The 14492-nt window shown below is 30.5% G+C and carries 19 protein-coding genes; all 19 read left to right on the top strand.

Annotated elements, in window-relative coordinates; translation table 11 throughout:
- Nucleotides 1-38: 38 nt before the first annotated feature.
- Nucleotides 39-416, top strand: a complete 378-nt coding sequence (locus BKH44_RS00735; RefSeq protein ID WP_095269136.1) for a Rid family detoxifying hydrolase — start codon at nt 39-41, stop codon at nt 414-416.
- A gap of 124 nt (nt 417-540) precedes the next feature.
- Nucleotides 541-852, top strand: a complete 312-nt coding sequence (gene rplU / locus BKH44_RS00730; protein ID WP_095269135.1) for a 50S ribosomal protein L21 — start codon at nt 541-543, stop codon at nt 850-852.
- Between the two features lie 11 nt (nt 853-863).
- On the top strand, nt 864-1118 hold the full coding sequence (gene rpmA, locus BKH44_RS00725) for a 50S ribosomal protein L27 (protein WP_095269133.1): 255 nt from the start codon (nt 864-866) through the stop codon (nt 1116-1118).
- A 244-nt stretch (nt 1119-1362) separates the two neighbouring features.
- Nucleotides 1363-2469, top strand: a complete 1107-nt coding sequence (gene obgE / locus BKH44_RS00720; RefSeq protein ID WP_095269132.1) for a GTPase ObgE — start codon at nt 1363-1365, stop codon at nt 2467-2469.
- Entirely contained in the window at nt 2466-3377 is a 912-nt protein-coding gene (fmt, locus tag BKH44_RS00715) for a methionyl-tRNA formyltransferase (RefSeq protein ID WP_095269130.1), read from the top strand. Before obgE ends, fmt begins: the two co-directional genes overlap by 4 nt.
- Nucleotides 3374-4006, top strand: a complete 633-nt coding sequence (locus BKH44_RS00710; RefSeq protein ID WP_095269129.1) for a biotin--[acetyl-CoA-carboxylase] ligase — start codon at nt 3374-3376, stop codon at nt 4004-4006. The genes fmt and BKH44_RS00710 overlap by 4 nt, the downstream gene beginning before the upstream one ends.
- Before the next feature lie 11 nt (nt 4007-4017).
- The gene (locus BKH44_RS00705) at nt 4018-4806 is read left to right on the top strand and encodes an AAA family ATPase (RefSeq protein WP_095269128.1); all 789 of its coding nucleotides are present in this window, start codon (nt 4018-4020) and stop codon (nt 4804-4806) included.
- A complete protein-coding gene (locus tag BKH44_RS00700; RefSeq protein WP_180674067.1) occupies nt 4803-5681 on the top strand; it encodes a ParB/RepB/Spo0J family partition protein in 879 nt (292 codons plus the stop codon). The genes BKH44_RS00705 and BKH44_RS00700 overlap by 4 nt, the downstream gene beginning before the upstream one ends.
- A gap of 69 nt (nt 5682-5750) precedes the next feature.
- Entirely contained in the window at nt 5751-6176 is a 426-nt protein-coding gene (locus BKH44_RS00695) for a FoF1 ATP synthase subunit B' (RefSeq protein WP_095269127.1), read from the top strand.
- A 10-nt stretch (nt 6177-6186) separates the two neighbouring features.
- The gene (locus tag BKH44_RS00690) at nt 6187-6693 is read left to right on the top strand and encodes a F0F1 ATP synthase subunit B (RefSeq protein WP_095269125.1); all 507 of its coding nucleotides are present in this window, start codon (nt 6187-6189) and stop codon (nt 6691-6693) included.
- Nucleotides 6693-7223 carry a F0F1 ATP synthase subunit delta gene (locus BKH44_RS00685; protein WP_095269124.1) on the top strand — a complete coding sequence of 177 codons (531 nt, stop codon included), beginning with the start codon at nt 6693-6695 and terminating at the stop codon, nt 7221-7223. Before BKH44_RS00690 ends, BKH44_RS00685 begins: the two co-directional genes overlap by 1 nt.
- Before the next feature lie 25 nt (nt 7224-7248).
- Nucleotides 7249-8763, top strand: coding sequence for a F0F1 ATP synthase subunit alpha (gene atpA / locus BKH44_RS00680; RefSeq protein WP_095269122.1), 1515 nt, complete (start codon nt 7249-7251; stop codon nt 8761-8763).
- 20 nt (nt 8764-8783) lie between these two features.
- Nucleotides 8784-9680, top strand: a complete 897-nt coding sequence (atpG, locus tag BKH44_RS00675) for an ATP synthase F1 subunit gamma (RefSeq protein WP_095269121.1) — start codon at nt 8784-8786, stop codon at nt 9678-9680.
- A 14-nt stretch (nt 9681-9694) separates the two neighbouring features.
- Nucleotides 9695-11095, top strand: a complete 1401-nt coding sequence (gene atpD / locus BKH44_RS00670; protein ID WP_095269119.1) for a F0F1 ATP synthase subunit beta — start codon at nt 9695-9697, stop codon at nt 11093-11095.
- 11 nt (nt 11096-11106) lie between these two features.
- Nucleotides 11107-11499: an ATP synthase F1 subunit epsilon gene (atpC, locus tag BKH44_RS00665; RefSeq protein WP_095269118.1), complete on the top strand. Its 393-nt coding sequence runs from the start codon at nt 11107-11109 to the stop codon at nt 11497-11499.
- A gap of 2 nt (nt 11500-11501) precedes the next feature.
- Complete coding sequence (locus BKH44_RS00660) at nt 11502-12083, top strand: MotA/TolQ/ExbB proton channel family protein (protein WP_095269116.1); 582 nt, start codon at nt 11502-11504, stop codon at nt 12081-12083.
- Nucleotides 12073-12471 (top strand): biopolymer transporter ExbD, encoded by a 399-nt coding sequence (locus tag BKH44_RS00655; RefSeq protein WP_095269114.1) that lies wholly within the window; start codon nt 12073-12075, stop codon nt 12469-12471. Before BKH44_RS00660 ends, BKH44_RS00655 begins: the two co-directional genes overlap by 11 nt.
- A complete protein-coding gene (locus BKH44_RS00650) occupies nt 12471-13184 on the top strand; it encodes an energy transducer TonB (protein WP_095269113.1) in 714 nt (237 codons plus the stop codon). Before BKH44_RS00655 ends, BKH44_RS00650 begins: the two co-directional genes overlap by 1 nt.
- Complete coding sequence (gene tolB / locus BKH44_RS00645) at nt 13184-14437, top strand: Tol-Pal system protein TolB (RefSeq protein WP_095269111.1); 1254 nt, start codon at nt 13184-13186, stop codon at nt 14435-14437. The genes BKH44_RS00650 and tolB overlap by 1 nt, the downstream gene beginning before the upstream one ends.
- Nucleotides 14438-14492 lie beyond the last annotated feature (55 nt).

Below are 14492 nucleotides of genomic sequence, written 5' to 3'. Positions count from 1 at the left end.
AATCTAAATTAATATTTAAAAAATAAGGATTATTAAATATGGTAGAAATTTTAACTTTAAAAGCCCCACAAGCTATAGGACCTTATTCACAAGGTATTGTTCATGATGGGTTAGGACTCATTTATACATCTGGGCAGATTGCACTTGAAGCAAATGGCAATTTTTTAATCGGTGATATTAAGAGTCAAACTAAGCAAGTTTTGGAAAATCTTAAATTTATTTTAGAGGCAGGTAAAAGTTCAATACAAAAGGTTTTGAAAACCACTGTTTTTTTGACCAATATGGATTATTTTGATGATTTCAATGAAGTTTATTTTAATTTTTTTAAAGAACATAAACCTGCAAGAAGCACTGTGGCAGTGAAAGCATTGCCAAAAAATGCTTTAGTTGAAATTGAATGTATTGCATTTATCTAAACAATGATTTTAAAGTAAATATCAGGTTTTTTTTCATATAATAAGGGTTTTATTTCGCAACATTTGATAACTAAAAATAAATGCGTTCTAGAAATTATTAAAACAACTTCGTAAGGACATAACAATGTATGCAGTGTTTAAGAATGGAGGCAAACAATACAAGGTCCAAGAAGGCGATATTGTCTTGCTTGATAAAATGAGCCTTGAGCCAAAATCAAAAGTTGAATTAAACGAAGTTTTAGCTATATCTGATAATGATGATTTGAGATTAGGTACCCCTTTTTTAAAGGATTCTAAGATTGAAATAGAAGTCATTAATGAAGGTAGAGCGAAAAAAGTCATTACATTCAAAAAAAGAAGAAGAAAAGATAGTAAAACTAAAAGAGGCTTTAGACGAGATTTTACTCGAGTAAGAATCTTAAAGATAGTTGGCTAAAGGAGATATAGATGGCACATAAAAAAGGTCAAGGCAGTACGCAGAATAATCGAGATTCTGCAGGGAGAAGGTTAGGTGTTAAAAAATTTGGTTCACAATTTGTCCGAGCAGGTAATATTATTATCAGGCAAAGAGGAACAAAAGTTCATCCAGGTCTTAATGTTGGTATTGGAAAGGATCATACTATTTTTGCATTGATTGATGGGATTGTCAAATTCCAACAAAAAGATAAGATTCGAAAAAAAGTGTCTGTAATTCCTGCATAGATCTTTCAACTGAAAGAAATCCCCTATTTTTTTTGGGTTTCTCCCTGATTTTATAAAAATACTTTCGTAATATTCTTATTATCTAGTTTAATATTTTTCTTATTTGTGATATTTTGAAGGGTATTATATTCAATATGCTAGAATAATCAAAATAATGGTAGTTAATAAATATGCAGTGAACTTCAAATTTGCACAGTGCTTTATTCTTAGGAATACATATTTTATAATATTTTAGGAAAGATTTATGTTTGTTGATAATGTTGATATTTTTATTGCTTCAGGGAATGGTGGAAGCGGAGCAGTTAGTTTTAGACGAGAAAAATTTGTTTTGAATGGTGGTCCTGATGGTGGTGATGGTGGTGATGGTGGTGATGTGTATTTTGAAATTGATAAAAATAGCGATACACTTTCTTTATTCCGTGGTGCCAAGCATTACAAAGCTAAAAATGGTCAACCTGGTAGTGGAAAAAAATGCACTGGCAAAAGAGGCGAGGATATCATTATTAAAGTCCCTCCAGGTACTCAAATATTTGATTTTGATACAGATGAATTGTTATATGATTTTACGATTCAAAAAGGTAGGATTAATGTCTTGAAGGGTGGCAAAGGAGGGATGGGGAATGTTCGATTTAAAAATTCTGTAAATCAACGCCCTATTTATGCACAAAGTGGACTTTCTGGAAAAGAGAGACATATTCGCTTGGAACTTAAATTGATTGCTGATGTTGGTTTGGTTGGATTCCCTAATGTGGGGAAATCAACATTAATATCTTCTATTTCTAATGCAAAGCCTCAAATTGCTGATTATGAATTTACAACTTTAAGACCTAATTTAGGTGTTGTTGAACCTGATGGGATGAATTCTTTTGTTATGGCTGATATTCCGGGCATTATTGATGGTGCAAGTGATGGAAAAGGACTGGGTATAGAGTTTTTGCGACATATTGAACGAACAAAAATTTTACTTTTTGTTATTGATGTGAGCAATTATAGAGAACTTTTTGAACAATATGAAAAATTAAGGACAGAATTAAAAAATTTTTCTGAAGAGCTTTATGATAAGCCATTTGGAATTGTATTAAGTAAAATGGATACTTTGAATGGAGCTTTTGAAGTTATTGATAAATTTTATACTTCTTTGAACATTAATGATTCAATGTCACAAGAGTTTGGACTTGAGGTTAAATGGAGAAATTTTATAAATAATGATTTATTGCAAAAATCATCAATTGAAAAAATAACAACTCCATTTTTTATTGTTCCTATTTCATCTGTGCATAGAATTAATACAAAACCATTACAATTTATTCTTTTAAAAATGTTGAATATATTTGGAGAAAGGAATAAATGAAGATTTTGTTTATGGGTACGCCAAATTTTGCCCAAATTATCTTAGAAGCATTATTAAATGATCCTTATTTTGAGGTGGTAGGTTTATTTGCTCAGCCTGATAAACCTTTTGGCAGAAAACAAGAAATTAGATATCCTCAGACAAAAGAATTGCTTTTAAAAAAAAATATTTCTATTCCTATTTTTCAACCTGAAGTATTAGATGAAAAAAGTGTAAAAAATATTTCAGACCTAAAACCAGATATCATTTTGGTTGTTGCTTATGGAAAAATATTGCCAAAAAAAATATTATCACTCGCTAGATGTTTGAATATTCATGCCTCTTTATTGCCAAAATATCGCGGTGCATCGCCAATACAAGAAATGATTTTAAATGATGAAGAATTTTATGGTATATGCGTGATTGATATGGAAGAAAGACTTGATAGTGGAAATATTTTAGGGAAAATTGAATTCAAACGTGAAAAGTATTTTAATATAGAATATTTGAGTAATATTCTAGCACAAATGGGTAGTGCATTGATTGTTGATGTATTAAAAAATTTAAGAACGATTCAATCCGTTAAACAAGATGATAGTCTTAGTACTTATTGTAAAAAGATTGTCAAACAAGATGGAATCATAGAATTTGATGAAGCTAAAAAGATTTATTTAAAATTTTTAGCTTATTTTAATTGGCCAGGCATTTTTTTGAGAAGTGGTTTGAAACTGTTCGATATAGGACTTATATCAGAAACAAATTGCTACCAAAGAGGAGAAATTTTAGATATTAAAGATAATTCTATTTTTGTAGGTTGTAGTTTTGGCATACTTAGAATTGGTATGCTCCAATCTCCTGGAAGACAAAAAACTTATGCTAGGAATTATATTCAAGGTAAAAGGTTAAAAATAGGGGATTTACTGATATGATTCCTATTGAGTATTTTGAAATATTACCTTCTACTCAAACCTATCTCATTGATAAAATCAAAAAATCTCAATTAAATTCACCTATTTGCATCGTCGCAAAAATACAAACAAAAGGTATAGGGAGTAGGGGAAATCAATGGGAGCAGGTTGAAAATGGATTGACTTTTTCTTTTTCTTTTAAAGATTCTAGCTTGCCTATAGATCTTCCTGTTCAAAGTATTTCCATATTTTTTGGATTTATTTTTAAGGAAATTTTAGTTTCAATGGGGTTTGATATATGGCTAAAATGGCCTAATGATTTATATATTGGAGGATCTAAAATTGGTGGTGTTATGGTCAATATTGTTAAAAATCATATTGTATGCGGGATAGGTGTGAATATTTATGGAAAGAGATTTGCTTCTTTGATGGTCGATATACCTAAAGAAAAGGTGTTGAGAGATTTTTTTGAAAAAATTAGAAATACTTCTTCATGGAAGGAAATTTTTAGCAAGTATGCGTTAGAATTTCATAAAAATTTTAAATTTTCATTTCATTATGAAAATGAGACATTAGATTTGAAAGGAGCAAATTTAATGTCAGATGGGGGTATTGAATTGAATGGTAAAAAAATTTATAGTTATAGATAATGGAGTTAAATATGTGTGAAGTTATAGCAGTTGCAAATCAAAAAGGTGGTGTAGGAAAAACAACAACAGCAGTTAATTTAGCTGCTTCTTTAGCCTTAGCAGAAAAAAATGTTTTATTGATAGATTTTGATCCACAATCAAATGCTACAACAAGTTTAGGTTTTCGAAGGAATGATCTTGAATTTGATATTTATCATGTCTTAATGGGTAGCAAAAAAATATCACAAATTATTCAAAAAACTGAGATGCCTTTTATGGATCTAGCACCATCTAATATTGGTTTGGTAGGAATTGAAAAAGAGTTTTATAATAAGAAAAATGCCAGTAGGGAATTGATATTGAAAAAGAAAATTGAAGAAGTGATTGATTTGTATGATTTTATTATTATTGATTCTCCTCCTGCATTAGGTCCTTTGACGATTAATGCACTTGCCGCAGCAGATTCAGTTATTATTCCTATTCAATGTGAATTTTTTGCACTTGAAGGATTAGCTCAACTTCTTAGTACAATAAAAATACTGAGAGATTCTATCAATACAAAGCTAGAAATTAAAGGATTCTTACCTACAATGTATTCTTCTCAAAATAATCTTTCAAAGCAAGTTTTTGCGGACTTATCTCAGCATTTTGACACCAAATTATTTAAAGATAGAGAAAAAAAATCTTATATTATTGTTCCTCGTAGTATTAAATTAGCTGAATCACCAAGTTTTGGAAAGCCTGTTTTGCTTTATGATATAAAATCAAATGGCAGTATAGCTTATCAGGCATTAGCTCAAACGATATTGCAAGGAGCATGATTTTGGCAAAAAAGAATTTAGCATTAGGTAGAGGCTTGGGTGCAATATTGAGCGAAGTTGGGCAAGCTTATGAAAATAATCTTTCTGATAATTCTGAGCTTGTAGTTGAGCTAGATGTTGATATTATAAAACCCAATCCTTATCAACCCAGAAAGCATTTTATTAATGATTCTGTTAGCGAGCTTTCTGAATCAATAGCTGAACATGGATTGTTGCAGCCTATACTTGTGTATGAAGATGAAAAAAATGATTATATTTTAATTGCAGGTGAGCGAAGATTACGTGCAACTAAATTAGCAAATTTAAAGACTATAAAAGCCATTATTGCAAATATTGATACTATAAAACTTCGAGAAATTGCATTGATTGAAAATATTCAAAGAGAAGAACTCAATCCTATAGATTTAGCAAATTCATATAAAGAATTGATTGATGATTACCAAATTACCCATGATGAATTGGCAAAAAAGATAAAAAAATCAAGAACACAAATAACAAATACTCTAAGATTGCTCAACCTTTCTTTAAAGGTACAAGGTTCATTGATAGAGGGGAAAATTTCTCAAGGTCATGCTAAAATCTTAATAACCTTAGATAAAGATCAGCAAGAGGTTGTCTTGGAATCTATTTTAGGACAAAAGCTGTCTGTCAGGGATACTGAATCTCTTGTGCATAGATTGAAAAAACCTCTTGAAGTCGAGAAATCATCTAATGTAAATAAAAAAACTTTGATCAATGAAACAGAAAAGATAAAATTAAAAAAGATTTTTCAGGGTTATCATATTTCAAGTTCATTTAAAGGCAACCATCTCATCTTGAATATCTCAGAAAAATCTCAAATTGATGAGTTGATTGACAAATTATCATTAGTTTAAGAGTTTAATTTAAGATAATTTTTGATAGAATCAACTAAATGATTATAATTTTCAATTGTGGGAGTCTGAATGTCCATTACTTTAAATCCTTATCTTATGCTCTTGGTTTTTGTTGTTTTTATTATTACTCTTTATCTCCTTAATATCTGGCTTTACAAACCTCTTCTTTCTTTTATGGATAATCGGGACTTGTCTATTGAGCAAGATATGCAATCCATACAAGAAAATAACCAAGAAACATTAAAAATTGATAAGGAGATAAGGCAAACAATTGAAAATGCTCGTTTAGAAGCCCTGCAAATCGTAGAAAAAGCTACAACAGATGCAAAACTAGCTTATGAGACAAAAATGACAAAGAAAAAGATGGAATGTGCAGCTAAGATTGATGAATTTTTAAAAGGTTTACAGACTCAAAAAAATGATTTGAAAAAGCAACTTTTAGCTGAAATACCAGAATTTGAAATTACTTTGAGAAAAAAAATATCTCAAATATAGGGAGAGAAGTGTGAAATATCTTTTTTGTTTTTTATTTGGTGCTTCTTTTTTATTTGGAGCAGACATAAACCTTTCAGATACAGATATCGTTGAACGTGTTATTAATTTTGTTATTTTTATTGCGATTATATGGTATTTATTAGCAGATAAACTCAAAAAATTGTTTAGCGACCGTAGAGAAAGTATAGCAAAGAAGCTTGATGAAGTTCAAGAAAAGCTAAAAATAGCAAATAAAACAAAAGAACAAGCTTTACAAAAACTTGAAGAAGCTAAAGAAAAAGCAATAGATATTGTTGCTATTGCTAAGAAAGAGGCTTATTTGATAGTGCAAAAGATTGATGAGCAGTCTAAGGTAGACATAGAGAATTTGATTAAAAATAATGAAATTTTGATGGATTTTGAGCAAAAAAAGATGGAAAAAGAGGTCATACAAGATATACTTTTTGAGTTATTCAGCCAAGAAGCATCTTTTGAAAATTCTGATTATCTTAATATCTTAAATAAAAAGGTCTCTTAATGCTTGAAAATATTGCTAAAAAATATATAAAAGCTATTGTTTCTGATTTAAAAAAAACAGACATCGACTCTTTTTTAAAAGAATTAGAAAAAATTGTTGGTCTTTTTTCTATAGAGAAATTTTTAAATATCATCCATTCACCCTATATTCAAACACCTGATAAACAAAATTTTTTATTACAGTTAGTTGAATCAAAGGATCATAGAATAAATAATTTTATTAAACTTTTAATAGAAAATGATAGGCTTGAAATTACCCCATTTGTATGCGAAGGTTTGCGAGCTTATATTAATGAAAAAGATAAAGTTTATATTGGTTTATTGTATTTGAGAGAAAAAATAGACTCTGTTATGCTTGAAGAAATAAGGAAAAAAATTTCAACTCGATTGAGTATTGAATTGAAAATTGAACAGGTAATTTCTAAAATAGAAGGGATTAAGTTAGTCATAGAAGATCTTGATATTGAAATATCATTTGTTAAAGAAAATTTTTTAAACCAATTAAAATCTCATATTTTAAAAGCAGTTTGAAATTAATAAATCAAAGGAGAAAATTGTGGTAGCAAAATTAAAACCTGAAGAAATCAGTTCAATCATTAAAGAAAGGATAGAAAATTTTGAAATAAATGTTGATATAGCTGAAACAGGCAGAGTGATTTCTTATGCTGACAATGTTGCAAGAGTCTATGGACTTAAGAATGTTATGTCCTATGAAATGGTTGAATTTGAGACAGGTGATAAAGGCTTGGCATCTAATCTTGAGGAAGGCAGTGTTGGTGTTGTTATTCTTGGTGAAGGAAAAAATATCAAAGAAGGAACATCTGTAAAAAGATTGGGTAAGTTGATGAAGGTTCCTGTTGGGGATGTTGTTGTTGGAAGGGTTATCAATGCTTTGGGTGAGGTCATTGATGGTAAAGGTGAATTAGAAGCAACAGAATATCGTTTTGTTGAGCAAAAGGCACCTGGTATTATGGATAGAAAATCTGTTCACGAGCCTTTACAGACAGGAATTAAAGCTATTGATGCACTTGTACCCATTGGTAGAGGACAAAGAGAACTCATTATTGGAGATAGACAGACAGGAAAAACAACAGTTGCTATTGATACTATTATCAATCAAAAAGGACAAGATGTCATTTGTATTTATGTTGCTATTGGTCAAAAGGAATCTACGGTTGCTCAAGTTGTTAGAAAACTTGAAGAATATGGTGCAATGGAATATACTGTAATCGTAAACGCTTCAGCGTCAGATTCTTCCGCAATGCAATTTTTGGCTCCTTATACAGGAGTTACGATTGGTGAATATTTTAGAGATAATGCAAGGCATGCTTTGATTATTTATGATGATTTAAGTAAACATGCTGTTGCATACAGAGAAATGTCATTGATATTAAGAAGACCACCAGGCAGGGAAGCATTTCCTGGAGATGTTTTTTATATCCATTCCAGATTGCTTGAAAGGGCAGCAAAAGTTAGTGATGAAAAAGGAGCAGGGTCTTTGACTGCTTTACCTATTATTGAAACTCAGGCGGGAGATGTCTCTGCATATATCCCTACGAATGTTATTTCTATCACTGATGGTCAAATATTTTTAGAGACAGATTTGTTTTTCTCTGGTATCAGACCAGCTATCAATGTGGGGCTTTCAGTTTCAAGGGTTGGTGGTGCTGCCCAGATTAAAGCCACTAAACAAGTTTCTGGGACTTTGAGATTGGATTTGGCACAATATAGAGAATTGCAGGCTTTTGCTCAATTTGCTTCTGATTTGGATGAATCTAGCAGGAAACAATTAGATAGAGGGCAAAGAATGGTAGAAGTTCTCAAACAGGCCCCTTACTCCCCTTTGCCTATTGAAAAACAAGTAGTGATTATTTATGCAGGTGCTAAAGGCTTTCTTGATGATATACCTGTTAGTAAGGTTGTAAAATTTGAAGATGAACTTTATCCGTTTTTAGAAGCAAAATATCCTAAAATTTTTGAAGATATTAGGATGAAAAAAGCTTTGGATAAAGATTTAGAATCTGTTTTAGCAAAAGCTTTAGATGAGTTTAAGATAGGCTTTACAGCTTAAAAAGAAATTTAGGAAAATTCATGGGAAACAATCTAAAAGAAATTAGAAAACAGATTGGTAGTGTTAGGAATACCCAAAAAACTACTAGAGCGATGAAGCTAGTTTCAACTTCAAAGCTCAAAAAAGCTGAAGAAATGGCTAAAAGATCAAAAGTCTTTGCCTTAAAGTTAAATGAAGTTTTTGATGATATTTTATCAAAAATAAAAACAAGAGGATTAGAGAATATTAATAGCCGATACTTTTTAAGTACAAAAAATAGGGATATTAAAAAAATTGATATTATTTTTGTTACTGCCGATAAAGGTTTATGTGGTGGTTTTAATTCAGTAACAATAAAAGAAGTAGTTCGTCTAATGAATCATTATAAATCACAGGGTATAAAAGTAAGGCTTAGGGGTATAGGAAAGAAAGGCATTGCTTATTTTGTCTTTAATGATATTGAAATTTTAGATAAAATAACTAATTTGAGTTCTTTTCCTGATTATGAAAAGGCTTCTGAATTTGCAATGAAGGTTGTTGAAGATTATCTTGAGGGTTTGACTGATGAAGTATTGATTATTCATAATGGTTTTAAAAATATGATTTCTCAAGAACTTAGTATGAAAACTATTTTACCTTTAGGATTTCAAACGACATATGACAATATAGATTCTGTGTCAATTAATATTGAACCTGATGAAGAAGAAGATATTGTTTTAGATCAATTAGCAAAGAAGTATATAGAATATAATATGTATTATGCTTTGATAGATTCTTTAGCCGCTGAACATAGTGCCAGGATGCAGGCAATGGATACAGCAACTAACAATGCAGGTGAATTGGTAAAAAGTTTGACAATTTCTTATAATAAAGCTAGACAAGAGGCAATCACTACAGAATTAGTAGAGATCAATGCTGGTGTTGAAGCTATGAAATGAACAAGGAGGATAAAATGCAAGGAAAAATTATTCAAATTATGGGGCCGGTAGTAGATGTTGATTTTGAGTCTTATTTGCCCGTAATCAATGAAGCTTTAGATGTTGTTTATGATTTTGATGGTATACAAAAGAATCTTGTTTTGGAAGTTGCAGCACATTTAGGTGATAATCGCGTCAGGACTATTGCAATGGATATGACAGAAGGACTTACTAGAGGTCAAGTTGTTGTAGCTAGAGGTAAAATGATTGAAGTTCCTGTTGGTGAAGAGGTATTGGGTAGGATTTTTAATGTTGTAGGAGAAGTAATTGATGGGGGAGATCCTATAAAAAATTCTTTAAATTGGCCTATTCATAGAAATGCTCCAACATTTGAAAATCAAAGCACAAAGACTGAGATGTTTGAAACAGGGATTAAGGTAGTTGATTTACTAGCACCTTATTCCAAGGGTGGTAAGGTAGGTCTTTTTGGTGGTGCTGGTGTTGGTAAAACTGTTGTTATTATGGAGCTTATTCATAATGTTGCTTATAAGCATAATGGATATTCTGTATTTGCTGGTGTTGGCGAGAGAACTAGAGAGGGAAATGACCTTTATCACGAAATGAAAGAAGGTGGGGTATTGGACAAAGTTGCATTATGTTATGGACAGATGAATGAGCCACCAGGTGCAAGAAATAGGATTGCCTTTACAGGTCTCACAATGGCTGAATATTTTAGAGATGAAAAAGGTCTTGATGTCTTGATGTTTATTGATAATATTTTTAGATATGCACAATCTGGTGCTGAAATGTCTGCTCTTCTTGGAAGAATACCTTCAGCAGTTGGTTATCAGCCCACATTGGCAAGTGAAATGGGAAAACTTCAAGAAAGGATTGCTTCAACTAAAAAAGGTTCTATTACCTCTGTACAAGCTGTTTATGTTCCTGCTGATGATTTAACGGATCCAGCTCCTGCTTCTGTTTTTTCACACTTAGATGCAACTACTGTTTTGAATAGGAAAATTGCTGAAAAAGGTATTTATCCTGCAGTGGATCCTTTAGATTCCACTTCAAGGATATTAGATCCTCAAATTGTTGGAGATGAGCATTATAGAATCGCTACAAGTATCCAACAAGTTCTCCAAAAATATAAAGATTTACAAGATATTATTGCTATTTTAGGAATGGATGAGTTATCTGAAGAAGATAAAAAAGTCGTTGAGCGGGCAAGAAAGATTGAAAAATTCTTATCCCAACCTTTCTTTGTTGCTGAAGTTTTTACTGGAAGTCCAGGAAAATACGTTACATTGGAAGAAACCCTTGAAGGTTTTAAGGGTATTTTAGAAGGTAAATATGATCATATCCCTGAGAATGCATTTTATATGGTTGGAAATATACAAGAGGCTATTGAGAAAGCTCAAAAAATGAAGACTGCATAAGAGGACAAATTATGGAAGAATTGGTTGTAAATATTGTTACACCTTATGGAGAAATATTTTCAGGCGAGGTCAAAAGTATTACGTTGCCTGGAGCGGAAGGTGAATTTGGAGTTTTGAAGGGACATAGCGATATGCTTTCTTTGCTTAAAACTGGTGTTGTTGAGATTGAGAGATTGAACAATCAAAGAGATTTAGTTGCTATTAATTGGGGCTATGCCAAGATTAATTCTATTCAAGTAGATATTTTGGCAGATGGTGCTGTAGCAATTAATGGGAGTGATGAGAGTGAGATTTCAAATTCAATTTCTAATGCTAAAAAACTCCTTGAAGATGCAACTTCAGATAAAGTAGCTATATCAAATGTAGTTTCTAGAATTGAAACTACTGCAAAAGGAAAATTATAAAAATGTCAATCATACAGAATTTTTTTTATCAAAGTGGTTTTATAACATTATTTGTTCTTTTTTGGTTATCTTTATACTTTATTTTGACTTTATGGGTTTTTATTTATAAATTTTTATCAATTAAATATTTAATCAATAGAGAAAAAGTATCTTTGGATAAGATACTTAAAGGAGAGCAAAAATTTCCAAATTCTTTATTTTATTTTGGTAGTAATATTGGTGAAAATATTTCAAAAGAAATGTTTCATATTTGGAAAAATCAGGTTTTAAAACAGGCAACAACAGGTTTAGTTGTCTTGAGTATTGTTTCTTCTACAGCTCCTTTTATTGGTCTTTTTGGAACAGTTATTGAGATTTTAGATGCTTTTGGAAAACTTGGAATAAGTGGTCAAGTTTCTTTTGATGTGATAGCACCTATTATTTCTAAAGCATTGGTAGCTACTGCTGCCGGGATATTGACTGCAATCCCTGCTTATTCTTTTTTTCTTATTTTAAAACGTAAAGCTTATGACTTATCTGTATATATTCAAATACAAACAGATGTCATACTTTCAAAAAATATTGGGAATGATTATGGAAAATGATTATGACTGGGATGATAAGCCAGAGCTTAATATAACTCCTCTGGTTGATATAATGCTTGTTTTGCTTGCTATTTTGATGATCACTACTCCTACCATTACTTATCGAGAAGATATTACCTTGCCTAAAGGTTCAAAAACATTTAAAGCTTCTCAAGATAAAATACTAGAAATTAGGATGGATTCAAAAAAGAAAATTTATATCAAAAATAGTACTTATGATTATAATTCATTTCCTGATACTTTTAATCTTTTATCTAGGCAATATGATAAAAATATAAATGTTTATATCAAAGCAGATAAAAATTTGACTTATGATAATATTATTTATTTGCTCAAAAGTGTTAAAGAAGCAGGATTTTTAAAAGTTTCTTTGGTTACTAATGGCTAATGAATAAACGTTTTTTGCTCAGTCTTTCAGGTATTTTTTCCATATTAATCTATTTTTTTATTGTATTTGGACTCATTTTTGGATTTTGGTTTTCTGATCCAATCAAATACATTCCTAAAATGGATACAAAAATTGAGCAAGCTATTTCTATTGATGCTCTTTTGGATAATTCTAGAAGTGAAGATCAAGATGAAGGTGGGAATCCTTTGGAAGGTACTGGGATAAAGGATGTTTTTTCTTCTATTGATAATGAACTTTCTTCAAAAGATGAAATTCCTGATAATCGAGATGAAAAAGTAAAAAATTTGGAAATGAATAAACGAAGACAAAAGGCTTTTGAAGAGCTTCAAAATAGTATACAAAATTTCAATGCAAAATTAAATACTATTAAAAATAAAATCATTGATATTCAATCACAGAGCCCTAAACCAGACACTTCTGATGGTATTTATGATAAGTGGTTTTCTGAAGTTTATAAGATTTTATATTCAAAATGGCAAATTTCATTCTATCAAAATGCTTCAGTAAGTGTTTTACTGACAATTACTGATAATGGTGATTTTAGTTATAGAATATTGAGATATTCAAACTATGATGATTATAATAAGAGTGTAGAAAATTTATTAGAATCCTTAAAAAATCAAAGATTTCCTCCTTATCCGAAAGGAAAACTTGTTAATATTGAGGTTAATTTCAAAACAGAAGGAAAATAATGAGAGTTTTATTGTTTGTTTTTATTTATTGTAGCACTCTATTTGCAGTAGATGCTACATTGGATGTTGTGAAAACAGTTCAGAAAATTCCTAACATTGAAGTGAGTTATTTTGATTCAAAGGATGCACAAGAGGCTAAGAAAATTTTTAAAATTTTAATGACAGATTTAAAAGTTAGTAGTCATTTTGAAGTTTTTGATGGAGATTCTTATAAGGGTAATTTTGTTGATTATCCTTCTTATAGGTCTAAAAGGATTGACCTTTTAGTGCGTATTGAAATGAGGAATGATCCAAAAGAGGATAAAGCAATATTATATTTATATGATATTAACTCTACAGAACTCAAAATCAGTAAAATCTATACTATTTCTGATAAGAAGTTATATCCCTTTATTGCACATAAAATGGCTATTGATATTAATGATTATATTAAAGCTCCCTCTATTGCTTGGATGAATCGTTTTGTTGTTTTATCTAAATATGTAGGCTCAGGACAAACAGATATTGTTATATCTGATTATACTTTGACTTATCAAAAGGTTATTGTAAGAGATGGCTTGAATATTTTTCCAAAATGGGCAAATGCAGATCAAACAGAAATTTATTATACAAAATACCTTGCAAAGCCTACAATTATAAAATACAATATTTATACAGGATTGAGCCAAAATATAATCCAAAGTAATGGAATGGCAGTTGTCTCTGATGTAAGCAAAGATGGAAATAAATTACTCTTAACCCTTGCTCCAGACGCACAATCAGATATTTTTTTATATAATTTACAAACAAAAAAAACAATACAATTGACTAGATATCCTGGTATTGATGTCTCAGGAAACTTTATCAATGATGATAGTGCGATGATTTTTATTTCTGATAGGGCAGGTTATCCGAATGTTTTTGCTAAAAAGCTTGATATCAATGCACCTGTGGAGCAAGTTGTTTATCATGGTAAAAATAATAGCTCTGCTTCTTCTTATGGAGATTATGTTGTTTATACAAGTCGTGAAAGTGCAAATGAATTTGCATTGAATACTTTTAATTTATATTTGATTTCTACAAAAAGTGATTATATCCGCAGACTTACAGCCAATGGGACGAATCAAATGCCTAGATTTTCTATTGATGGAGGCAGTATAATGTTTTTGAAGCAAACTCAAAATCAAAGTGCATTGGGAATTATTCGATTGGATTATAATCGCAGTTATCTTTTTCCATTGAGTAATATTAAAATCCAAGCTTTTGATTGGTAAAATCAAATTAAATTTTAGATATAATAGAGCTATGGATACTAAAAAAAAGTAAAAA

Origin of the sequence: Helicobacter sp. 13S00477-4 (assembly GCF_002272785.1) — a bacterium.
Classification (GTDB): Bacteria; Campylobacterota; Campylobacteria; order Campylobacterales; family Helicobacteraceae; genus Helicobacter_J.
Note: the sequence above shows the minus strand (reverse complement) of the source record. Positions and strands in the feature narration are given on the sequence as shown.